We start from the raw sequence: 21,596 nt of genomic DNA on the forward strand, positions 1-21,596 counted from the left end.
CGACCGCCGAAGTGCTCAGTCCACCGGCGGCGCCACCGTGCGACGCAGCTCCCGCTTGAGCACCTTGTGACTCGGCCCGATGGGCAGCGCGTCGACGTAGCGGACCTGGCGCGGGTACTTGTGGCGGCCCAGGTGTGCGCGGGACCAGTCGATCAGCTCCTGCTCGGCGGGCAGGCCGGGGCCCGCCGGATCGGCCACCACCACGGCGCAGACCTCCTCGCCGTGCCGGGGGTCGGGCACGCCGATCACGGCCACCTGGCCGACGGCGGGGTGCCGGGCCAGGACCTCCTCGACCTCGCGGGGGTAGACGTTGAAGCCGCCCCGGATGATGAGGTCCTTCTTGCGGTCCACGATGGTGATGAACCCGTCGGCGTCCTTGCGTCCCAGGTCGCCGCTGCGGAACCAGCCGTCGACCACCGCCTCCGCGGTCGCCTCGGGCCGGCCGAGGTAGCCGGCGAAGACGTTGTGCCCGCGGATGACGATCTCGCCGAGCTCGCCGGTCGGCAGCAGCTCGATCCGGTCGTCCAGGTCGGCGCGGGCGATCTCCACCTCGACGCCCCAGACCGGGTGCCCGATGGTGCCGGGCCGGGTGCCGAAGTGCGGCTGGTTGGTCGTCGCCGTGGGCGAGGTCTCGGAGAGCCCGTAACCCTCGAAGATCGTCGTGTGGAAGGCGGCGTGGAACCGTTCCAGCACGGCCACCGGCAGCGACGCCCCGCCGGAGACGCACAGCCGCAGCCGGGGCAGGGTGGCCCGGTCCCGGGCGGCGTCGAGCAGCGCCACGTACATGGTCGGCACGCCGTGGAAGACGTTCACCCCCTCGGCCAGCATGAGGTCGACGGCGGCCGGCCCGCTGAACCGGCTCAGCAGCACCAGGGTGGCGCCGACGCGGAAGGTGCCGTTCATCGCCACGGTCTGGCCGAAGCTGTGAAACAGCGGCAGGCAGCCGAGCACCACGTCGGTGTGGCGTGCGTCGTTGGCGTCGAAGACGTTGACGGTGGCGTTCATGACCAGGTTGAGGTGGGTGAGCAGCGCCCCCTTGGGCACGCCGGTGGTGCCGCTGGTGTAGAGCACCACGGCGGTGTCCTCGGCCTGCCGGGTGACGTACGACGGCAGCGCGGGCACCGGCTCGCTCACCTCCTCCAGCCGGGACACGCCGGTGCCGCCCGGCCCGACGGTCACCAGCGGGACGCCCGCCGCCGCGGCGGCCGCCGCGCCCAGGGCGAGCTGCGAGCCGTGGCAGACCAGCAGCTTCGCGCCGCTGTCGCGGAGCACGTGCACCGCCTCGTCGACGGTCAGCAGCAGGTGCACCGGCACCAGCACCGCGCCGGCGGCCAGGGCGCCGTAGTAGACCCGCGGGAAGTCGACCACGTTCGGAGCCAGCAGGGCCACCGGATCGCCCGGTGCGACGCCCAGCTCCCGCAGGCCGGCGGCGTAGCCACGGGCCTGCCGCCACAGCTCGGCGTAGCTGACCCGGGTGTCGCCGTCGACCACGGCCACGGTGTCCGGGTGCCGGCGGGCGGCCTCGGACAGCACCATGGCCAGGGACAGCGCCGTCACCGGGCCGCCCTCCGGAACGGGCGGCCGGTCGACGCGGCCGACCTCTCGATGCGGGCGTAGCTCCTCATGCCGGATCCCTCCCCGGGTCGGTGGGTTCGTCCTGTGGTCAGAAGGCGTTGACGCCGGTGAGCGCGCGTCCGATGAGCAGTTGCTGGATCTGGCTGGTGCCCTCGTAGAGGGTCATGACGCGGGCGTCCCGCAGGTACTTGCCGGCGGGGAACTCGTCGATGTAGCCGTACCCGCCGAAGACCTGGACGGCGTTGTTCGCGGCGCGGACGGCGGCCTCGCTGGCGAACAGCTTGGCCATCGAGGCCTCGGTGGCGAACGGCTCGCCGCGGTCGACGAGGTCGGCCACCCGCCACACGAGCAGGCGGGCGGCGGCGGTGTCGACGGCGATGCCGGCGATGAGCTGCTGCACGAGCTGGTGGCCGGCGATGGGCTTGCCGAACTGGCTGCGCTGCCCGGCGTAGCCGACCGCGGCGTCCAGGCAGCCCTGCGCGATGCCGACGCAGCCGGCGGCCACCGACATCCGGCCCTTGGCCAGGGTGGCCAGGGCGAGCCGGAAACCGCCGCCCTCCGGGCCGAGGCGCGCCGAGTCGGGCACCCGGACGGCGTCGAACCGGAGTTCACCGGTGGCCTGCCCGCGCAGGCCGAGCTTGCCGTGGATCTGCCTCCGGGTGAGCCCGGCGGCCCCGGTGGGCACCAGGAACGCGGTGACGCCCCGGTGCCCGGGGCCGCCGGTGCGGGCGAAGACCAGCGCCACGTCGGCGGTGGTGCCGTTGGTGATGAACGTCTTCGTGCCGGTGATCAGCCAGTCGCCGCCGTCGCGGACCGCCCGGGTACGCAGCGCGGCGGCGTCCGAGCCGCTGTCCGGTTCGGTGAGCGCGAAGCAGCCCAGCGCCGCGCCGGAGCAGAGCCGGGGCAGCCACTCCTCCCGCTGGGCGGCCGACCCGTGCGCGGCGACGGACTTGGCGACCAGCCCGAGCGACACCGAGACGATGCCCCGGACGGCCGAGTCGCCCCGGCCGAGCTCCTCCAGCACGAGGCAGTAGGTGAGGTGGTCGCCGCCGGACCCGCCGGCTTCCTCGGGGACGGTGAGCCCGAGGAAGCCGAGCCGCCCCAGCTTCCCGACGATGTCGGGGTCGACCTCCTCCCGCCGGTCCCAGGCCGCCGCGTGCGGCACGACCTCCCGGTCGACGAACTCGGCGGCGAGCCGGCGGGCCGCCACCTGCTCGGCGGAGAGCTGAAGGTCCATCGGCTTAAACTAGCGGCGCAAGTTTAAGTCCGTCCAGACCCGCTCAGGCCGGATCGGGCGCGGGCACCTCGCGGAGCCGGCCGGCGTCGAGGCGGAGCCACCGCCGCACGCCGATCTCGGCGAGGAACCGCTCGTCGTGGCTCACCACCACGAACGCCCCCCGGTACGCGCCCAGGGCGTTCTCCAACTGGCCCGCGCTGACCAGGTCGAGGTTGTTGGTCGGCTCGTCCAGCAGCAGCAGGTGCGGCGCCGGCTGCGCGTACAGGACACAGGCGAGGGTGGCCCGCAGGCGTTCGCCGCCGGAGAGCACGCCGACCGGCAGGTGGGCCCGCGCGCCGCGGAAGAGGAACCGGGCGAGCAGGTTCATCCGCTCGGCTGGCGGCCGGTCGGGGGCGTACGCGGCGAAGTTCTCCGCGACCGTCCGGTCCGGATCGAGCAGGTCCAGCCGCTGCGACAGGTACGCGACCCGGCCCTCGCCCCGGCGTACCTGGCCGCCCTCCGGGTCGAGATCGCCCTGGAGCAGCCGGAGCAGGGTGGACTTGCCGGCGCCGTTGGGCCCGGTCAGGGCGATCCGTTCGGGCCCCCGGATGGTGAGGTCCACCCCGTCCCCGGCGAAGACGGCCCGCCCGTCGTGGTGGACCTGCATCCGCTCCCCCGCCACGACCGTCCGGCCGGCGGGCACGGTGGTCTCCGGCAGGTCGACGGTCAGCGCCTGGTCCTCGCGCAGCGCCTTGCTGGCCTCGTCGAGCCGGGACTGGGCCTCGCTCACCCGGTTGGCGTGCGTCTGGCGGGACCGGCCGGCCGACTCCTGGGCGCTGCGCTTGAGCCCGCCGGCGACGATCCGGGCCAGGCCGGCGCTGTCGAGGTTGCGGGCGGCGTTGCCGGCCCGGCGTTCGGCCCGCTCCCGGGCCTGCTGCATCTCCCGCTTCTCCCGCTTCACCTCCTGCTCGGCGCCGCGCACGGTGCGCTCGGCCGCCTCCCGGGCCGCCCGGGTGGCCTCCTCGTACGCGGTGAAGTTCCCGCCGAACAGGCGCACCTCCCCGCGGTCGAGTTCGGCGATGCGGTCCATCCGGTCCAGCAGGGCCCGGTCGTGGCTGACCAGCACCAGGCAGCCGGACCATTCCTGGAGCACCGTGTAGAGGCGGTGCCGCGCGTCGAGGTCGAGGTTGTTGGTCGGCTCGTCGAGCAGCAGCACGTCGGGGCGGCGGAGCAGTTGCGCGGCGAGGCCGAGGGAGACGACCTGCCCGCCGCTGAGGGTGGCCAGCCGCCGGTCGAGCGGGACGTCCCCCAGACCCAGCCGGTCGAGTTCGGCCCGGCTGCGCTCCTCCACGTCCCAGTCGTCGCCGACGGTGGTGAAGTGTTCCTCGGCGGCGTCACCGGACTCGATGGCGTGCAGCGCCCCGAGCACCGCGTCGACGCCCAGCACCTGGGCCACGGTCAGGTCGCCGGCGAGGGGCAGGTTCTGCGGCAGGTAGCCGAGGACGCCGTCCACGGTCACGGCGCCACCGGTGGGGGTGAGGTCGCCGGCGATGAGCCGCAGCAGCGTGGTCTTGCCGGCGCCGTTCGGCGCGACCAGGCCGGTGCGGCCGGGCGGCACGGTGAAGGACAGGTCCTGGAAGACCGGGGTGTCGTCCGGCCAGGAGAAGGAGAGGTTGGTGCACACGACACAGGTGTCGGACATGGAAAGAGACCCTCAAGGGTTGAGCCGGGCAGGGCACGGCCGCCCGGATGACGAGACAGGGATGCGACGAGGTGGGCCGGGATCACCCGGAGATGTCGTCGTCGCCCGTCATGTCTGTCTCCTTCGAGTCGGCGCGGTCTCTCGGCGCGCGCACCCACCAGCCTAGCAACTCCGCGCGGCGCTCTTGACCTCGATTGCCGACCGGCTTAGCTTCATCGATCAGAAAGGTCTCTTAACTAATCCCGCTCCGTCCGCCGTGGGAGTGCCGATGCGACCGTTCCGCCACCGCCGCCTCACCGCCCTCGTCGCCCTGTCGACCCTGCTGATCACCGCCGGCCCACCGAGCGCCGCGAGCGCGGCGGACGGCTCCGCCCGCCGGACCGGGTACCACCGGGTCGGCTACTTCACCCAGTGGGGCATCTACGGCCGGGCCTTCCCGGTGAAGAAGCTCGACACGTCCGGGGCGGCGAGCCGCCTCACCCACGTCAACTACGCCTTCGGCAACATCAGCGCCGACGGGCGCTGCTATGTGGACGGTGGGCCGGGCGAGGGGGACGCCTGGGCCGACTACCAGCGCACCGTCCCGGCGGAGGAGAGCGTCGACGGCGTCGCCGACGCCTGGGGCGAGCCGCTCAACGGCAACTTCGGCCAGCTGGCCAAGCTCAAGGCGCGGCACCCCGACCTGAAGGTGCTCATCTCGCTGGGCGGCTGGAGCTGGTCGACGTACCTCTCCGACGCCGCCCGCACCGACGCCTCCCGCCGCGCGTTCGTCGCCTCCTGCATCGACCTCTACCTCAAGGGGAACCTGCCGGTCCTGGACGGCGGCAGCGGTGGCCCGGGCGCGGCCGCCGGCGTCTTCGACGGCGTCGACCTGGACTGGGAGTGGCCGAACTGGCCCGGTGAACCGGGCAACGTGATCCGCCCCGAGGACCGGGAGAACTTCACCAAGCTGCTCGCCGAGTTCCGCCGGCAGCTCGACGCGTACGGCCGGCAGGCCCGCCGGCACTACGCGCTGACCGCGTTCCTGCCGGCGAACCCGGCCACCATGGACGCCGGCTACGAGGGCCGGAAGATCTTCCGGTACCTCGACTTCGCCACCGTGCAGGGATACGACTTCCACGGTTCCTGGGATCCGGTGACCAACCAGCAGTCGGCGCTGCGCGTGCCGGCGGGCGCGCCGGACGACCCGGACTTCTCCGCCGAGGTGGCGATCGACGGCTGGCTCGCCCGCGGGGCGCCGCGCGGGAAGCTGGTGCTGGGCATCCCCTACTACGGGCGCGGCTGGACCGGCGTGACCGGGGGCGGGGACGGGCTGTTCCAGCCCGCGGCCGGGCCGGCGCCGGCCACCTTCGAGGCCGGCTCCGAGGATTACAAGCAGCTCAAGACCCTCGCCGGGAAGGGCTACACCGTCCACCGCGACCTGCGCGCCGGGCACGCCTGGTTGTTCGACGGCACGACCCTCTGGACGTACGACGATCCGGTGGTGGTGCTCCAGAAGACGCTCTACATCCGACGGGCCGGCCTGGCCGGGGCGATGGTCTGGTCGCTCGACGGCGACGACGACAACGCGACGTTGACCAGGACGATCAGCCTCGGTCTCACGACGCCGTAGCGCGGCCCGCCGCCCCCGCCGCGGGCCGCCCTCCGGGCCCGCGGCGGGGGCCGGCGCCGTCCCGCCGGCCGCTCGCTGCCGGCGGGCCCGACCCTCGTCAGCGCCGGGCCAGTTCCGACTCCAGCCGCTGGACGAGCGTCTTGCGGTCCTTGCCACCGCGCTCGCGCCGCAGCGCCGCCCGAAGCTGGCGGGTGTCGAGGCCACGGACCAGCTTGACCGCCTCCGTGAGCGGCAGGTCCGACAGGGATCCGGCGGCGTCGGCCTCCTTACGGGCGCGCTTCGCCGGCCCGGTGTTGGCCACGAACTGCCGTCCGGACCGGGATGCCTGCCGCTTCTTCGTGTCGGTGTCGCGCCGCTGCTCGTCCGAAAGCTGTTCCCACGCCCGTTTCGGCAGGTAGCGCGCGGTCTCACCGTTACGGCGCGCCCGGGTGGAGCCCGACCGGGTCTGCCACTCCTCGGCGCCCCAGCGCTGCAGTGACCGCTGCCGCTGGTCCCTGGGTCCCTCGAAGCCCCCGCCGCGCTTCTTGTACTCGTTGGTGAGCAGTTGCGACTTGCGTGCCGACCACTGCCCCGGCCGGCCGCCCTTGTCGGAGGCCTGGATCTCCCCCTTGAGCCGCTCCCGGAGTTCGGGCTTCGTGTACCTGGCCATGCGGGAGGCGTTCCCGCCGACGGCGGGTCACATGCGTCCGGCCGGCGTCACCGGCGCCGATCCCGCCGCAGGCTTCCTGGCCCACGCCAGCGACCGGGTCGGCGACCCGCGGGCCGCCCTTCGAGGTCGATGCCGCCCGCGCGCTGCCGGTGGCCGGCGCGGCACCGCACGGTCGTGACCGCGCTCGCCGTGCTCAGGGCCGGCCGGGCGGCGCGCCCGGCTGCCGGGTCAGCCGTCCCGGCCGGTGTCCGGCGTCCGGGACCGGCGGTCGCGGCGGACGGCGTAGGCCCGGCGCATCTTGACGTAGTTGCCGCATCCGGCCATGGAGCACCAGCGCCGCGCCTGGTTGCGGGAGGCGTCGTAGTAGGCCCACCGGCAGGTGTCCCGGTCGCACACCTTGAGCCGGGTCCACACCTGGTCCTGCGCGCACTGCCGGATCGCCTCGACCAGGGCGGCCAACGCCACGTCGAGAGGCCGGGTCCGGGCGGGGACGAGGCGCGGACCGCCGCCCGCGAGCGTCATCCGCACGGGCATGGCGGCCAGGGCCTCGTCGAGGCGGCGCAGCGCCCCGGGGTCGGCGGGGTGGCCGGCGTGCCCGAGCAGCACCGCCCGCAGGCCCTCGCGGACCGTACGGGCCACGGCGAGGTCCGCCGAACCCAGCCGCGCGCCCGCGGGGATCACCCCTCGCTCGGTGAGCCAGTCCCGCAACGCGTCCGGCGTGGTCAGCAACTCCTCGTCGACCTGCGGCTCGAAGGTGTTGACGAAGTCGCGCACCAGCCGCACGGCGGCCGGCACCGGTCGTTCGTCGCTCACCTCGTTCTCCCTCCCGTCCACACCAGCGTAGTGCCTTGACCGGTGTAGCTCGCTCTGGGATCGTCGGGTGTGTACACCAGCGAAGGCGGTTGGCTGGTGTCAGAAGGGCGGAGTGAGAGGACGGATCGTGGCCACCACGCTCAGGGACGTGGCGCGGCACGCCCGCGTGTCGGTGAAGACGGTCTCGAACGTCATCAACGACCACCCGCACGTCAGCGACGACGTGCGTCGCCGTGTGCGGGCGGCCGTCGGCGAGCTGGGCTACCGCCCCAACCTCGCGGCCCGCACCCTGCGCACCGGCCGCACCGGTCTGCTCGCGCTCATCGTTCCCGACATCGAGGCGCCCGGCCTGCAGGGGTTGGCGCGTGAGGTCGTCCGGGCGGCGACCGGCCAGGGCTTCCGGGTCGTCGTCGAGCATCTCGGCCCCGCCACCGGGCGTCCCGAACCCTCGGCGCACCCGGGAGCGCCGCCGGGCGTTGACGCCGTCCTGATCGCCACGGACACGGTGCCGCCCGGCCTGATCGAGGCCCACCTCGGCACCGGCACTCCCCTCGTCCTGCTCGGCGAGAGCCGTGATCCGCGCTGCGACCAGGTCGCTCTCGACGGCGCCCGCGCCGCGACGGACGCCGTCGAGCACCTGCTGCGCACCGGGCGGCGGCGGATCGCCGCCATCGGCGCCCGCCCGGGTGAGGCCACTCGGCCGGCGCAGCCCCGCACCCTCGGCTATCAGCGGGCGGTCCGCCGGGCCGGACTCGACCCACCTGCCGGCTACCTGCGGGCCACCGCCCAGCATCGCTACGAGGACGGCTACCAGGCCGCCCGGTGGCTGTTCGCGCACCAGCACCGCCCGGACGCCCTCTTCTGCTACTCCGATCGACTCGCCATCGGCGCCCTGCGGGCCGCCGCCGACGCCGGGCTGCGGGTGCCCGCGGACCTGGCCGTGATGGGGTTCGGCGACAGCGAGGAGGGCCGCTACTCCCGACCGACGCTGACCTCCGTCTCCGCCGATCCCACGTTCCTCGCCCGGGAGGCGGTCGCGCTGGTCAGCGCCCGGCTGGACCGTCCGGACGCCCCGCCCGCCCGGATCACCGCGCCGCACGCGATCCTGCCCCGGGAGAGCACCCGCCCGGCCGGGTGACCGCCCCGGGTCCACTGTGGTTTCGGCGCGGCACGCGGATGTGAAGGCGTGTTCTACAATCGACGCCGCCCTGCGAGGTGCTGGGATCAGCAGCCTTCACGGGAACCGGGCCGACTCGGGGGAGGCGCATGGTGAGCGGGGCTCTGAGCGGCGGCGGTGTGTTGGACCCGGACGGCGCCATGGACCAGATGCGGGCCTGGAAGGGCCGCATCGACAAGCTCGCCGCGGACACCAAGGCGATGAGCGACCGCCTCCAGGAGCTGCGGGTCACGGCCGAGGACGACAACGGGCTGGCCGAGGTCACCGTCGACTCCAGCGGCGCGCTGCTGGACCTGCGCCTGGGCCGGCAGATCCAGCGGGTCTCCCCCGAGGTCGTCGCCCAGGCGGTCATGGACGCGATCCGCCGGGCGAAGGGGCAGCTCGCCGACCGGTCGCAGGAGATCATCGCGGAGACGGTCGGCACCGGGTCGGCGGCCGCCCGGGCCATCGCCGAGCGGGTGGGCCGGCAACTGCGCCCCGATCCGGACCCCGGCGGGGGCGAGCCCGGCTCCTACGACGGCCACGGCTGGCAGCGATGAGCGGCCCGGCCGGCTGGGCGGCCGACCCCGAGCAGATCCGCGCGCACGCCGCGTACGTCGAGGGGTTGCGCGCCCGGTTCGAGGCGGTCCGCGGCGCGAGCGCGCACATCGCGCGGGACGACCAGGCGTACGGGCTGCTCTGCGGGTGGATCTCGGGGATCCTGGAGGACCGGCACACCCGCCAGGACGAGCTGGTCGCGTACGTCGACGAGAACCTCAAGCTGGTCGCCGACGGCCTGCGCCGCACCGCCGACAACTACGACGGCGCGGACGGTGACGCGGCGAGCTCGATGGACGCGATCAGCCGGGGGCTGCGGGCATGACCGACGATTCGCTGGTCGCCGACGTCCGGTCCACCCGGGAGGTGTGGACGGGCTCGTCGCTGGCCGACGGCGTCGAGGGCCTGGTCGACGCCATCCGCAGCGAGGGCTGGGTGGACGACCTGCTCGCCGGGGCGGCCTTCGGGCTGGACGTCGCCGCCACGGTGCTGGACCCGTTCAGCGCGTTGCTGGCCAACGGCATCGGCTGGGCGATGGAATACTTCGAGCCGCTGCGGGAGATGCTCGACTGGCTCACGGGCATGCCCGACGTGGTCGCGTCGCACGCGGCGACCTGGGACAACATGGCCGGCCACCTGCAGCGGATGGCGGCCGACCTGCAGGCGCACCTGGCCGGCGACCTGCCCGACTGGCGGGGGCACGCCGCCGAGGCGTACCAGTCGCTCATGAAGAACAACGTGGACGCGATCGCCGGCCTGGGGGGCGCGTCCGCGGCGATGGCGGCCGCCACCCAGGCCGCCGGGAACCTCGTCTCGTTCACCCGCGACATCGTCCGGGACCTCATCGCGGATCTCGTGGCGCGCGTCATCGTCTGGGCGGTCGAGGCGATCTTCGTGGTGACCATCCCGGTGATCGCCGCGCAGATCACCGCCGCCGTGCTCAAGTGGGCGGGCCGGATCCTGAGCTACACCACGGCGCTCGTCACCAGCCTCACCAACCTGTCCAAGCTCGTCAACGGCTGACCGGGGGGATCGTGGCGAAGCCCAAGGGACCGCACGGCGGCACCGGTGACGGCGGGAACGTCGGCGACGGCGGGCATGCCGGTGACGGCGGGGAGGTCGGCGACGGCGGTGTGCCCCGGCAGCGCGGCGGCGGCCAGCACGGCAGGCCCACCACGGTCGCCGAGACCCACCGGGCCGTCACCGAGGCGGCGGAGAGCGGCCGGCCCGGCGGGCCGAGGTCCACCGACGGCAAGCCCACCGAGGGCGACGCCGACGCGCAGCGCCCCCAGAACGACCCGGAGCTGGACAAGCACGACCCGAAGAGCCTGGAGGAGATCGCCAAGGCGCGCAAGCAGATCGCCGATCAGCTCCAGGACATGGTCGACGACGCGTGGGACCACGTCGACCAGAACCGGGACTCGATCCTCCAGCGGGAGGGCTACCAGCGGCAGCGGGAGAAGCTCATCGAGAAGGGCTACCCGGAGGACGTGGCGGACCTCATCGTGGAGCGTACGGCGATGGGCACCGAGGCCCACCGTGGGCTGGCCAACGCGATCGACAGCGAGGCGACCTCGATGCTGGACCCGGAGACGGGCTTCCGGCTGCGCACCGAGGTCGGCTACGACGCCCAGGGCGTGGAGACGCCCAAGGTGACCGACCAGGACTTCCGGCCGGACGTCATCCTCGAGCGGCAGTACAAGGACGCGGCGACCGACGAGCTGGACTGGGAGGTCGCGCACGCCTACGACCTCAAGACCGGCCTGAAGACCGGCATCGAGCCGAGCTGGGCCAACAAGGTGCAGCGGGTGCTGGGCCTGCCCGAGCCGCCGGAGGAGCTACGGCCGACGCAGCGCCCGCTGAGCGTAGACTGACCGCGCCCGGTCACCGACCCGGGAAAGGTGCGTATGTCCTCAGTTGACACGGCGCGGCGGTGGCGGCAGCTCCTCACCGACCTGCGCCCCGACCTGCCGGGCGAGTGGACGCCGCGGGGCGGCGGCCTCGACACGGTGCTGGCGCGCGAGCCGTTGGGGTGGTCGCTGGCCTGGATCGGCTGGTCCGGCTCGCCCACCCGGCCCGTGGGCTGGGTGGCCGCCGGGGTGCAGCCGCTGGTGGCGCCCTTCACCAGCTGGATCATGACGTACGGCGTCCGGATGGACGAGGTCCGGTCCGGTCCGCCGACGGTCGACCTGTCCAGCGACGAGGCGGTGGAGCAGGCCCGGCGGTTCGTGCTGGACGCCGGCCTGGAGAAGATCGACAAGTGGCCGGCCGAGCGGCTCGCCGACGTGGCCGAGCGCGACTTTGCCCAGGATCCGCGGCGGCGTCGCACCCACTGGCACCAGCTGCCCGGCTGGCGGGTCGTCAACGGCACGGCCTCCCCCGTCGAGCCGGCGACCCAGCTCGCCGAGCTGTGCCGGGAGCGGGCGGCCGAGTCCTCCGGCACGGGCGCGCGGCAGCTGGCGGAGCAGGCCGCGTTCTACGACGAGCTCGTGCGGGCCTGGCACGACGGGGAGCGGGACGCCGCGCTCCGCTTCCTGACCGCGCAACGGGATCAGGCGCTGGCCGCCCGGAAGCTCGACGCGGCGCTCACCCCGTAGGTCGGTCCAGCCGCGCCACGACCGGCGCCAGCGCCTCGGGCAGCCGCACCTGCACGGCCCCCCCGGGCTCCCCCGGCACGACGCGGACCGGGTGGAACTCGCCACCGTGCCACCAGAAGACCCGCTCGGAACAGGGGTCGGGGGCGGCCTCGAACATCGAAGCGGTCAGCCGGTGCAGGGCCACCACGGCGTCCCGCACCCGGTTGTCCACCCGGTGCAGCAGCACCGCGCTGTACTGCGGCGCCGCCACCAGCGCGCCGTGCTCGGCGCCCTCGGGCAGGAACCGCTTGACCGACATGAGGGCGGTCGTCACGAACGGGTTGCCGTCGGCGGCGAGCAGGCGCACCGACCCACCGCCGGGCAGCTCGTGGTCGCGCACGTCGAGGGTGGCCAGTTCGTGCTCCACGGTCTGCCGCACGGCGATGCGCACCAGCTCCGCGGGCTCGCGGCCGAGCCGGGCGGCCTGGGCGAGGGTCAGCAGGTCCAACCGCTCGGGGCGGTTCACCACCACCGTCGCGGTGAAGTGCCCGCCGTACGGCACGGCCAGGTAGTCGTCGGCCTCCGTGGTCGCGGCGGCCGGGGTGAGGCGCAGCCGGAGCTGCGCGACGTCGACCGGCCCCAGATCGGCGGAGACGCTGTCCGGCAGCTCCCGGCGTACCGCCGCGACCCAGTCGGCCACCAGGTCGGGCCACGCCTGCCGGGGCTGGTCGAGACAGCTGCGCAGCAGCGGGACCAGGGACACCCGGGCCCGGCCGCCGGGGACGGCGACGACGATCTCGTCGTGGTCGGCCGCGACGCGCGCGCCCGGCAGTCGAGCCGGCAGCGCGTCCTCGACCAGGGTGCGGACGTTGCCCATCAGGTCTTCGTTCTGCGACGACGCCACGGTGCATTCATACCATCGGCCCGCGAACGACGGCGAACCCCGGAGCCGGCCGGGTGTGGCCCGCGGGCGCCCGGGTAACCGGCGGGCCGAGGGAGGGGATGTCGTGACGGATGAGGCACCGGACTACTTCCAGCCCGAACACGGCCTGGTCGTCACCCACCTGCTGATCGTGCGGGACGTGGACCGCTCGCGGGAGTTCTACCGTGACGTCCTGGGCGCCACGGTGGTGCGCGACCGGCGGCCCGCCGTGCTCCGCCTGCACAACAGCTATCTCGTGCTCAACGACGAGGGTGGCCCGACCGACGACAAGCCGACCGTGACGGCGCGGGCGCCGACCGGGTCGGACACGCTCAGCGGGGCGCTCAACATCCGGGTCACCGACGTCCGGGCCGTCTACGAGCTGTGGCGTTCCCGGGGCGGTGAGTTCCTGACCGAACCGAAGGACCACGGCGTGGAGATCCGGTGCTACCTGCGCGACCCCGACGGATACCTGATCGAGCTGGGCCAGGGCACCGGGATCCTGGCGGAGATGGGCCGGCCCGTGCCGGGCTGACCCCCCGGCCGGGCACTTCCGGCCGGGGGTCCGGCGTGGGTGGTCAGACCCGGGTGAGCCGGACGGCGTCGGCGATGACGAGGCCGCCGGCCGTGCTCCACCGGCTCACCGCCACCCGGTTGGCGTCCCCCGCCGGCAGGGCGAAGGTGCCCAGGGTGCGCCACTGGCCGCCGGTCGCCCGCTGGTCGACGGAGACGGTCCGGTTGCCGGTCGTGGTGGCGATGATGTACGGCGTCGCGCCGTTGTAGCCGGCGTTGGCCGGCCACCAGGCGTCCACGCGGTAGTTGCCGGCGGCCGGGACGTTGAACCGGTACCAGGCCGGGTCGCTGGCGGCGACCGGGTCCGCGTAGCGGTAGTCCGCGCCGTAGCGCTGCCCGGAGTAGGACGACGCGCCCCAGCTCGCGCTGGCGGTGAAGCGCCCGGCGGTGGCGTTGTCCACGATCGAGGACCAGGCCGGCGTACCGCCCATCCTGGCGGCGACGTCGGCGCGCATGACGTTCAGATCGATGAAGGACGGGTCGATCTTGCCGGTGGTGCTGGTCTCCCGGTGCCCGCGGGCGTAGCTGGCGTCCCGGCCGAGCCGGGTGAGGACGGCCGCCGTGGCGGCGACGGAGGCCTCGTACTGGGCCGCCGTCATCTCCTGGCTGACCCCGTTGTAGTCGATCTCCCAGCCGATGAGCATGGTGTTGCCGTCACCGGCCGGGATCGGTCCGCTGCCGCCGCTGGTGCCGGCGTGGTTGCAGCGTCCGGCCGAGATCACGTGGAACACGCCGTGGTAGTCGACGAGCGCCTGGCAGAGCGGGCCGGCGAGGTCGGGCCGGCCGTTGATGCAGATGTTGAGCGCCGGGTGCGGGTTGGTGGCGCTGGAGGTGGACGCCGTGTGGTGCCACAGCACCCCGATGGGGTCGAAGGAACCGGGCCGCATCCGGTTGAGCCAGTCGCCCTCGACGACGACCTGCACCCCGGCCCCGCGCAGCACGTCCACGAGCCAGGGGATGGTCGCCATCAGGAGTCCCCGAGCAGGTCGGCCAGGCACTCGGGCTTCGGCGCGGCGGGCTGGGCCGGGGCGGCGCTCGCGGCGGCGGGCCGGGCGGCGACCGCGAGGGCGGCGGTCGCCAGGGCGGGGATGCCGAGCAGTCCTCGGCGCCGCAGGGAGACGGTTCGTGGCGTGGGCATGGCACTCCTTCAGCGACCGGTCGAGGAACGTTGGCGCGGACGCTATACCGTCACGAGCGTCTATGTCGATACCCTTCACTGCCTGTCGTTCCGCTGAAGAAAATTGGCATCGCCGGTCGGCGCTCCCCGCGAGGCCGTTTGGCCGGCGGCCATCCCGGAAAGAGTGGGCGGCATGAGCTGGGCCCGTAGAGCCGTACCCGCCGCCGTCGCCGCCGTCGCGGCCCTCGCCGCGCGCGACCTGCTGCAACGCGACCACGCGCTGCTGCGCAACTTCCCCGTCCTCGGCCGCGCCCGCTACCTGCTGGAGTCGATCGGGCCCGAGCTGCGCCAGTACATCGTGGCCGGCAACAACGAGGAGCGGCCGTTCACCCGCGACCAGCGGCGCTGGGTGTACGCGTCGGCCAAGCAGGAGAACAACTACTTCGGGTTCGGCACGGACAACGACATCGAGTACACCCCCGGCTACCCGATCATCAAGCACCGCACCTTCGGGCGGGCGGTGCCGCCCTCCTCGCCCGGCGCCGCGCACGACGTGACCCTCCCCTGCGCGAAGGTGCTCGGCGGCGCCCGGGGCCGGGCCCGCGCCTTCCGCCCGGAGTCGGTGGTCAACATCTCCGGCATGAGCTTCGGCTCGCTGTCCGGCAACGCCGTCGAGGCGTTGAACCGGGGCGCCGCCCTGGCCGGCTGCCTCCAGAACACCGGCGAGGGCGGGCTGTCGCCGTACCACCGCAACGGGGGCGACCTGGTCTTCCAGATCGGCACCGCGTACTTCGGCTGCCGGGACGAGCGCGGCCGGTTCGACCTCGCCCGGCTCAGGGACCTGGTGGCGGGCGCACCGGTCCGGGCGTTGGAGATCAAGCTCAGCCAGGGCGCGAAGCCGAGCCTCGGCGGCCTGCTGCCGGCCCCGAAGGTGTCCGCCGAGATCGCCGCCACCCGCGGCATCACGCCCGGACAGGACTGCGTCAGCCCGTCCCGCCACGCCGAGTTCTCCGACTGCGACAGCCTGCTCGACTGGGTGGAACTGCTCGCCGCCGAGACCGGCCTGCCGGTCGGCATCAAGTCCGCCGTGGGCGACCTGGGCTTCTGGGAGGAGCTGACCACGCTCATGCGCGACACCGGCCGCGGCGTGGACTTCGTGACCGTCGACGGCGGCGAGGGCGGCACGGGCGCCGCACCGCTGATCTTCACCGACTCGGTGTCGCTGCCGTTCCAGCAGGGCTTCTCGCGGGTCTACCGGATCTTCGCCGAACGGGACCTGCACGAGCAGGTGGTCTTCGTCGGCGGCGGCAAGCTCGGGCTGCCGGACAACGCCGTGGTGGCCTTCGCGCTCGGCGTCGACATGGTGAACGTGGGCCGGGAGGCCATGCTGGCGATCGGCTGCGTCCAGGCGCAGAAGTGCCACACCGACACCTGCCCCACGGGGGTCGCGACCCAGAACCCGTGGCTGGCCCGGGGCCTCGACCCGGCGCGCAAGTCGGTGCGGGCCGCCAACTACATCCGGACGCTGCGGCGCGACCTGGTCAAGGTCGCCGAGGCGTGCGGCGTCGAGCACCCCGGGCTGATCGACACCGGCGCCGTCGAGGTCCTCGACGGCCGCACCGCCTCCACCCCGCTGGACCAGGTGTACGGGTACCGCCCCGGCTGGGGTCTGCCGGCCGCCGCCGACCGGGCCGAGATCATCCGGCTGATGACCGCCGAGGCGCCGCAGGGCGGCAGCGCGCCGCCCTCGCCGACCGCCGTGGGCTGAGCGAAAGCGGTCAGCTGGGCGGTTCCGCGCCCGACTGCTCGCTCACCAGGTAGGCCGCGTACCAGTCGGGCCAGTTCTCGTCCGTGGCGCCGATGCGCTTCTCGTGCTCGCCGTGCGCGGCGGCGGCGCGGCGGAGCGCACCGGCCAGGTCGGTGGCCGAGGTGTACGAGGTCAGGCCCGCCGCCATCCGCCCGGGCAGCCGGGTGGTGATCTCCTGGAGCAGCCACTCGTTGCCCTCGGTGTCGGCGAACGAGGCCCGGGAGACATAGCTGCGGCGCTCCGGGTCCCGGCCGCCGACCGGGCCGCTGGGGCCCACGTGGAAGATGCCGGTCACGTCGACGCCGGCGGCGATCAGGTCGCTGCGGGCGGCCTCGATGTCGGAGACCACGAGGTACCCCTTCGCCGACCCCGGCGCGGCGGCGGTGAGGCTCGGGCCGAACTGGATCGAGCACCCCGAGCCCGGCGGCGTGAACTGGACGATGCCCGGCGGCGTCCGGTCGAGCCGCCAGCCGAGACGCCCGTAGAACTCCTTCGCGCGGTCGACATCCGCCACCGGGAGGACGACCACCTCGAGCTTCAGGTCCATGCTCCCGCTCGCGTCGTCGCTCCGGGCATCCGTCGCGCTCATCGCGGCCTCCCTGGGCTCGGTCCGGCGGCAGGGGCTCTCGCCCGTCACGTTACTGCCCGCTCGCCTGCCGGCCGCCCGGTTCCCGGCATCCCGCCGGCTCGGCCACGGCGCCCTTGATCCGGCGCCGAACGGGTAGACCGCACCCCTCCGGGTACGGGCGCGTCGGCGCCCGGCAGCCGGTCACTGCCACGGGAGATCGATGTCGGACACGCCGATGAGCGGGGACGAACGGCCGGTCGAGGTCGTGGAGTTGCGCGTGCACGGCGTCTCGGGCGCCGGCGCGGAGCAGGTGCTGGACCGGCCCAACGTGAGCCAGGTGGCCGGTGACCGCAGCGGCGGCTTCTACCGGCCGCGCGCCGGCTACCCGGACACGACCGGGCCGGGCGGTGTGCTGCTGGAGGCGTACCTGTGGCGGGACCTTCCCTCCGGCAAGGCGGTCCGCACGCTGTCGCTGGTGTTCCTGCTGCCGTTCATGCTCGGAAACATGGCGATCTGGATGCACCCGCCCGGCACCGGGCTGCTGGGCGCGACCGTGAAGGCGCTCTGCCGGCTGCTCGCGCTGACGCTCACCGCGGTGTACGTGATCGCCGTGGCCGGGGTGGCGCTGGACCTCGTCGCCTGGAAATGCATGGGCACCCCGCGGTGCCTGAGCGGCCGGAACTGGCTGTCCTGGCTCGGCGAGCGGCCGCCGGGACTGCGGCTGGCCGTGCTCGCCCTGGTCCCGATCGCGGCGGTGGCGCTGGTCTGGCGGCTGAGCAGCCGGCCGGGATGGACGTACTCGACGTTCCGTGGCCCGGCCACGGTATCCGGGGAGCACCAGCTCACGGCGGTCGGGCAGTGGGACGCCGCGCCGCTGGTGTCCCGACTGCGGGCCATCCACGTCGCCGCGGCCTTCGGCACGCTGGACGCCGTCCTGCTCGCCGCGCGCTCCGCCGGGGGGCGGGCGTCTGTGGTGAACACCGCACTGCTGGTGCTCACCGCGGCGGTGCTGACCACCTGCGTGGTGCTGGTCTGCGCCCATCCGCTGCTGGACCGCGCCACGCCGGCCCCAGGTGTCGAACGCAACCTGCGCCGCCTGCGGAGCGCGGCGTGCCTGCTCACCGGCGCCGTCGTGGTCGTCGTGGCGGCCGAGCCCGCGCCCTGGGCCGCCGCGACGGGCCTGCCCCGGTACGGGGAGATCGTCACCCTCCTCTTCGCCACGCAGACCGTCCTCCTGGTCGTCCTCGGGGCGGCCGTGCTGTGGGCGCGTCCCCGGGTGCCGGGCGGGCCCCGGCTGCGTGCGCTCGGCGCCCCGGTCATCGACGCCGTCGCCGCCGGGCTGGCGGTGGCGTACTCCGCCGAGCTGGTCTACCGGGTGGCCGACCTGCTGGACCGCAGCGCACCCACCTCCGCGCGGCTGGCCACCAGCCCGCCGCTGGCGTACAAGTGGGCGATCTTCGGTTTCTTCCTGGCGGTGACGGTCGCCGCGGTGGCCGGCGTCGTCGTGGCGCTGGCGTCCCGGCCCGCCCGCCGGCGTGCCGCCGCGGGCATCGTGGCCCGCGATTATCCCGACGCGCCGCCCGAGGCGGCCGAGCGGCTGCGCGAGGTCGAGAAGGTGATCGCGCAGGCCCGCTTCACCGAACGGGTGACCCCGCTGGTCCTCACCTACGCCGCTCTCGCCGGGCTCGGGCTGGCCACCAGCACCCTGGGGCTGGCGCGGTGGTATCCCGGCGACGTGATCGACCGCTGGGCGCCCATCCCGGCCGACCTGGTGAACTTCGGGATCGGCCTGGGCAGCTACGTGATCGCCGCGGCGATCCTGGGGCTGGTCCTGGGCGGCCTGTTCGCCTACCGCACCCCCGAGTTCCGCCGCTACGTCGGCGTGCTGTGGGACCTCGGCACCTTCTGGCCCCGGGCGGCGCACCCGTTCGCGCCGCCCTGCTACGCCGAGCGGGCGGTGCCCGAGCTCAGCCGCCGGATCTGCTACCTGACCGGGCAGGGGCACACCGTGCTGCTCGCCGGGCACAGTCACGGCTCGGTCCTGCTCGCCGCGACGGTGCTGCAACTGCCGCCGGAGGCCTGCGCGCGGGTGGCGCTGCTGACGTCCGGGTCGCCGCTGTCCCGGCTGTACGCCCACTGGTTCCCCGCCTACGTCCACGCCGACGTGCTGCACGAGGTCGGCCGACGGGTCGGCTGGCGGTGGATCAACCTGTGGCGGGACACCGACGCGATCGGGGGGTGGATCTTCTCCCCGGACCGGCCGGACGGGCCACCTGCGGCCACTGGCCCGGCGGAGTCGGTGGACCGGCGGTTGCGGGACCCCCGGGACGTGGTCGCGCCGCCCAGTGACACCGTCCCGCCCCCGATCGTCAGGCACCTGCCGGGCGCGTCGGATCCGCGGCACAACGAGGCCGTCCGCGAACTGGCCGACCGCTTGCGGGCCACCGTCCCCGGCCCGCCGGCCGGTTGACCGGGGCGCCGGGACCGCGGCCGGGCCGGGCCGGCGTGCCGGCTCAGGGCTGCGCCGGGCCGGGCGCCGGGGAGGTCGTCCCGCCGGCCGCCAGCAGCCGCTCCGCGAGCACGCGGCAGCGCCCCCGGAGTTCCGGCGGGTCGAGCACCTCGAAGTCGTGGCCCAGCAGCACCACGTGCATGAGCACGAAGTCGAGGCTGCCGGCGCCACTGACCACCTCGCAGCGCTCGCCGTCGCGCGGCCGGACCACGGCCGCGGACGCCGGGACCTGCGCGCGTACCGTGTCGGCCGGCGCGTGCACGAGGAAGCGCGCCCGGTGCCGGTAGGCCCGGCTCGCCACCCCCTCCTGCACGTGCGTCGCCGCGTCCGGCGCGGCGCGCGGGCGGAAGCGCCAGGTCCGTGCGGACACGTCGGTCATCCGGTCGACCCGGAAGCTGCGCCAGTCGCCGCGATCCAGGTCGTAGGCGAGGAGGTACCAGCGCCGGTCGGAGGCGACCAGGCGGTAGGGCTCGACCCGCCGCCGGCGCACCTCGCTCCCGGACGGGTAGTCGAAGCCGGCCTCGACCTCGTCCCGGCAGGCTCTGGCCAGCGTCATGAGCGCCTCGGGGTCGACCGGCGGCCGGCCTCCACCGAAGGACTCCACCGAGCCGGCGAGCGCGCGCACGTCGTGCCGCAGGCGGGTGGGCAGCACCCGGTCGAGCTTGGCCAGGGCCCGGAGCGCGGCGTCGGCCGCCCCGGCGACCGCGCCCCCCGCGCCGGCGAGCAGCGAGACCGCCGTGGCGATCGCCTCCTCGTCGTCGAGGAGCAGCGGCGGCAGGGCCCGCCCCGGGCCGAGCCGGTAGCCGCCGCCCACACCCTGGCCGGCATGCACCGGATAGCCGAGCGTGCGCAGCCGCTCGACGTCACGCCGGATCGTGCGCGGCGTGACGCCGAGCCGGTCGGCGAGCTCCGGACCGGTCCAGACCTGCCGCTGCTGGAGCAGCCCGAGCAGGGTGAGCACCCGCTCCGTCGTGCCCCGCTCGTCGCCGCCCGCCACGCCCATGTCCCCCACCCTGTCCCCAATAGCGGACCGATCCTGTCCGCCAGGGGTGCCAGAGTAGGCGACACCCGCAGAGGCAACACCGCGACGAACGGAGCAACCCGATGAGCCGCCACTTCCAGGTCACCTTCGACGCCCACGACCCGCGGGCGCTGTCGTCCTTCTGGCGCGACGCGCTGGGCTACGTCCACCCCGGCCCGCCCGGGGTCGACCTGCCCGAGGGCGCCGACCCCCTCGCCGCGTGGGACGACTTCCTGGCCCGGATCGGCGTGCCGGAGGAGCAGCGCAACACGCGGTCGGCCATCGAGGACCCGGACGGGCACGGCCCCCGGGTGTTCTTCCAGCAGGTGCCGGAGGACAAGGTCGCCAAGAACCGGGTCCACCTCGACGTCCGTGCCGCTCCCGGGTTGCAGGGAGAGGACCGGATGGCGGCGCTGGAGGCCGAGTGCGACCGGCTCGTCGCGCTGGGCGCGAAGCGGGTGCGCCGCCACGAGCCCGAGCCCCCGCTGAGCGCCGGCCACATCGTGCTGACCGACCCCGAGGGCAACGAGTTCTGCCTGGACTGACCGCTGCCCTCGGCGCGGCGCCCTAGGCCGCGAGATTGCCGTAGGTCGGCCGTCCCGCGGCCTCGTACGTCAGTTGCAGCGTGCCGTTGGGATGGCCGACCGACTCGGTGAGCCGGAACGCCGCCGGCATCGTGCCCTCGGCGAACAGCCGCTTGCCGGCGCCGAGCGTCAGCGGGTAGAGCCAGAGGTGCAGCCGGTCCACGACGCGCAGGCGCAGCAACGACTGCACCAGGTCGAGGCTGCCGATCACGTGGAGCGCGTCGTAGCGGTCCTTCAGCTCGGCGACCTCCGCGGCGAGGTCGCCGAGCAGCGTCGAACCCTCCCAGCCGAGCGGCTCGCTCAGCGTCCGGCTCGCCACGTACTTCGGCACCCGGTTGAGCAGCGCGGTGAACGGGATCTCCGCGGGCGCCGTCGGCCAGTAGCCGGCGAAGATCTCATACGTCCGGCGGCCCAGCAGCAGCGCGTCCATGCTCCTGGCCTGCGCGAACATGGCCTCGCCGGTCTCGTGGTCCACCAGCGGCGCCTGCCACCCGCCGTGGGCGAAGCCGCCGGCGCGGTCCTCGTCGGGCTGCCCCGGCGCCTGCGCCACCCCGTCCAGCGTCACGAACTCCGTCACGACCAGCTCGCCCATGGGACGCGTCCCCTTCCACTCCGTTGTCCGTCCCTCGGCAGACCGC

At 74.4% G+C, this 21,596-nt stretch carries 22 protein-coding genes; 11 read left to right on the plus strand and 11 right to left on the minus strand.

Annotation, left to right across the window (positions count from 1 at the left end; genetic code table 11):
• Positions 1-15: 15 nt before the first annotated feature.
• The 3 genes from ACQP12_RS21060 to abc-f form a co-directional block, all read right to left on the minus strand.
• Positions 16-1,557 (minus strand): long-chain-fatty-acid--CoA ligase, encoded by a 1,542-nt coding sequence (locus ACQP12_RS21060; RefSeq protein WP_433281295.1) that lies wholly within the window; start codon positions 1,555-1,557, stop codon positions 16-18.
• Positions 1,558-1,663: 106 nt separating this feature from the next.
• On the minus strand, positions 1,664-2,812 hold the full coding sequence (locus tag ACQP12_RS21065) for an acyl-CoA dehydrogenase family protein (protein ID WP_433281297.1): 1,149 nt from the start codon (positions 2,810-2,812) through the stop codon (positions 1,664-1,666).
• A 43-nt stretch (positions 2,813-2,855) separates the two neighbouring features.
• Positions 2,856-4,493, minus strand: coding sequence for a ribosomal protection-like ABC-F family protein (gene abc-f, locus ACQP12_RS21070; RefSeq protein ID WP_433281299.1), 1,638 nt, complete (start codon positions 4,491-4,493; stop codon positions 2,856-2,858).
• Between the two features lie 268 nt (positions 4,494-4,761).
• On the opposite strand from abc-f, the gene ACQP12_RS21075 reads away from it, so the two are divergent.
• The gene (locus tag ACQP12_RS21075; RefSeq protein ID WP_433281301.1) at positions 4,762-6,105 is read left to right on the plus strand and encodes a glycoside hydrolase family 18 protein; all 1,344 of its coding nucleotides are present in this window, start codon (positions 4,762-4,764) and stop codon (positions 6,103-6,105) included.
• A gap of 97 nt (positions 6,106-6,202) precedes the next feature.
• On the opposite strand, the gene ACQP12_RS21080 is transcribed toward ACQP12_RS21075, so the two are convergent.
• Together ACQP12_RS21080 and ACQP12_RS21085 are read right to left on the minus strand one after the other, a co-directional pair.
• Entirely contained in the window at positions 6,203-6,754 is a 552-nt protein-coding gene (locus ACQP12_RS21080) for a DUF5872 domain-containing protein (protein WP_433281303.1), read from the minus strand.
• Positions 6,755-6,982: 228 nt separating this feature from the next.
• On the minus strand, positions 6,983-7,567 hold the full coding sequence (locus tag ACQP12_RS21085; RefSeq protein WP_433281305.1) for a CGNR zinc finger domain-containing protein: 585 nt from the start codon (positions 7,565-7,567) through the stop codon (positions 6,983-6,985).
• A 127-nt stretch (positions 7,568-7,694) separates the two neighbouring features.
• Here ACQP12_RS21085 and ACQP12_RS21090 point away from each other — a divergent pair, with 127 nt between their 5' ends.
• From ACQP12_RS21090 to ACQP12_RS21115, 6 genes are all read left to right on the plus strand, one after another.
• Complete coding sequence (locus ACQP12_RS21090) at positions 7,695-8,705, plus strand: LacI family DNA-binding transcriptional regulator (RefSeq protein WP_433281307.1); 1,011 nt, start codon at positions 7,695-7,697, stop codon at positions 8,703-8,705.
• Positions 8,706-8,836: 131 nt separating this feature from the next.
• Complete coding sequence (locus ACQP12_RS21095) at positions 8,837-9,283, plus strand: YbaB/EbfC family nucleoid-associated protein (protein WP_357943551.1); 447 nt, start codon at positions 8,837-8,839, stop codon at positions 9,281-9,283.
• Entirely contained in the window at positions 9,280-9,606 is a 327-nt protein-coding gene (locus ACQP12_RS21100) for a type VII secretion target (RefSeq protein ID WP_433281310.1), read from the plus strand. Before ACQP12_RS21095 ends, ACQP12_RS21100 begins: the two co-directional genes overlap by 4 nt.
• Positions 9,603-10,304, plus strand: coding sequence for a WXG100 family type VII secretion target (locus ACQP12_RS21105; RefSeq protein WP_357943555.1), 702 nt, complete (start codon positions 9,603-9,605; stop codon positions 10,302-10,304). Before ACQP12_RS21100 ends, ACQP12_RS21105 begins: the two co-directional genes overlap by 4 nt.
• Before the next feature lie 11 nt (positions 10,305-10,315).
• The gene (locus tag ACQP12_RS21110; protein ID WP_357943557.1) at positions 10,316-11,155 is read left to right on the plus strand and encodes a hypothetical protein; all 840 of its coding nucleotides are present in this window, start codon (positions 10,316-10,318) and stop codon (positions 11,153-11,155) included.
• A gap of 33 nt (positions 11,156-11,188) precedes the next feature.
• Positions 11,189-11,878 (plus strand): hypothetical protein, encoded by a 690-nt coding sequence (locus ACQP12_RS21115; RefSeq protein ID WP_433281312.1) that lies wholly within the window; start codon positions 11,189-11,191, stop codon positions 11,876-11,878.
• Here ACQP12_RS21115 and ACQP12_RS21120 read toward each other — a convergent pair.
• Positions 11,868-12,761 carry a hypothetical protein gene (locus ACQP12_RS21120; protein WP_433281314.1) on the minus strand — a complete coding sequence of 298 codons (894 nt, stop codon included), beginning with the start codon at positions 12,759-12,761 and terminating at the stop codon, positions 11,868-11,870. The two genes, ACQP12_RS21115 and ACQP12_RS21120, sit on opposite strands and share 11 nt — an antisense overlap.
• Positions 12,762-12,864: 103 nt before the next feature.
• Here ACQP12_RS21120 and ACQP12_RS21125 point away from each other — a divergent pair, with 103 nt between their 5' ends.
• Positions 12,865-13,314 (plus strand): VOC family protein, encoded by a 450-nt coding sequence (locus ACQP12_RS21125; RefSeq protein ID WP_151462675.1) that lies wholly within the window; start codon positions 12,865-12,867, stop codon positions 13,312-13,314.
• 43 nt (positions 13,315-13,357) lie between these two features.
• Here ACQP12_RS21125 and ACQP12_RS21130 read toward each other — a convergent pair whose 3' ends face one another.
• Both ACQP12_RS21130 and ACQP12_RS21135 read right to left on the minus strand, forming a co-directional pair.
• The gene (locus ACQP12_RS21130; RefSeq protein ID WP_433281316.1) at positions 13,358-14,320 is read right to left on the minus strand and encodes an N-acetylmuramoyl-L-alanine amidase; all 963 of its coding nucleotides are present in this window, start codon (positions 14,318-14,320) and stop codon (positions 13,358-13,360) included.
• Positions 14,320-14,490 (minus strand): hypothetical protein, encoded by a 171-nt coding sequence (locus ACQP12_RS21135; protein WP_357943566.1) that lies wholly within the window; start codon positions 14,488-14,490, stop codon positions 14,320-14,322. The genes ACQP12_RS21130 and ACQP12_RS21135 overlap by 1 nt, the downstream gene beginning before the upstream one ends.
• A 172-nt stretch (positions 14,491-14,662) precedes the next feature.
• Between ACQP12_RS21135 and ACQP12_RS21140 the strand changes: the two genes are divergently transcribed.
• Entirely contained in the window at positions 14,663-16,237 is a 1,575-nt protein-coding gene (locus ACQP12_RS21140; RefSeq protein ID WP_433281319.1) for an FMN-binding glutamate synthase family protein, read from the plus strand.
• A 10-nt stretch (positions 16,238-16,247) separates the two neighbouring features.
• On the opposite strand, the gene ACQP12_RS21145 is transcribed toward ACQP12_RS21140, so the two are convergent.
• Positions 16,248-16,865 carry a VOC family protein gene (locus ACQP12_RS21145; protein ID WP_433281321.1) on the minus strand — a complete coding sequence of 206 codons (618 nt, stop codon included), beginning with the start codon at positions 16,863-16,865 and terminating at the stop codon, positions 16,248-16,250.
• A gap of 214 nt (positions 16,866-17,079) precedes the next feature.
• Between ACQP12_RS21145 and ACQP12_RS21150 the strand changes: the two genes are divergently transcribed.
• Complete coding sequence (locus ACQP12_RS21150; protein ID WP_433281323.1) at positions 17,080-19,314, plus strand: hypothetical protein; 2,235 nt, start codon at positions 17,080-17,082, stop codon at positions 19,312-19,314.
• Between the two features lie 43 nt (positions 19,315-19,357).
• Here the strand turns inward: ACQP12_RS21150 and ACQP12_RS21155 are convergent, their stop codons facing one another.
• Complete coding sequence (locus tag ACQP12_RS21155) at positions 19,358-20,356, minus strand: helix-turn-helix transcriptional regulator (RefSeq protein ID WP_433281324.1); 999 nt, start codon at positions 20,354-20,356, stop codon at positions 19,358-19,360.
• 101 nt (positions 20,357-20,457) lie between these two features.
• Between ACQP12_RS21155 and ACQP12_RS21160 the strand changes: the two genes are divergently transcribed.
• On the plus strand, positions 20,458-20,919 hold the full coding sequence (locus ACQP12_RS21160) for a VOC family protein (RefSeq protein ID WP_433281326.1): 462 nt from the start codon (positions 20,458-20,460) through the stop codon (positions 20,917-20,919).
• Positions 20,920-20,941: 22 nt separating this feature from the next.
• On the opposite strand, the gene ACQP12_RS21165 is transcribed toward ACQP12_RS21160, so the two are convergent.
• Positions 20,942-21,550 (minus strand): dihydrofolate reductase family protein, encoded by a 609-nt coding sequence (locus tag ACQP12_RS21165; RefSeq protein ID WP_433281328.1) that lies wholly within the window; start codon positions 21,548-21,550, stop codon positions 20,942-20,944.
• Between the last annotated feature and the right edge of the window lie 46 nt (positions 21,551-21,596).

This window comes from Micromonospora sp. CA-244673 (assembly GCF_050948395.1).
Classification (GTDB): Bacteria; Actinomycetota; Actinomycetes; order Mycobacteriales; family Micromonosporaceae; genus Micromonospora.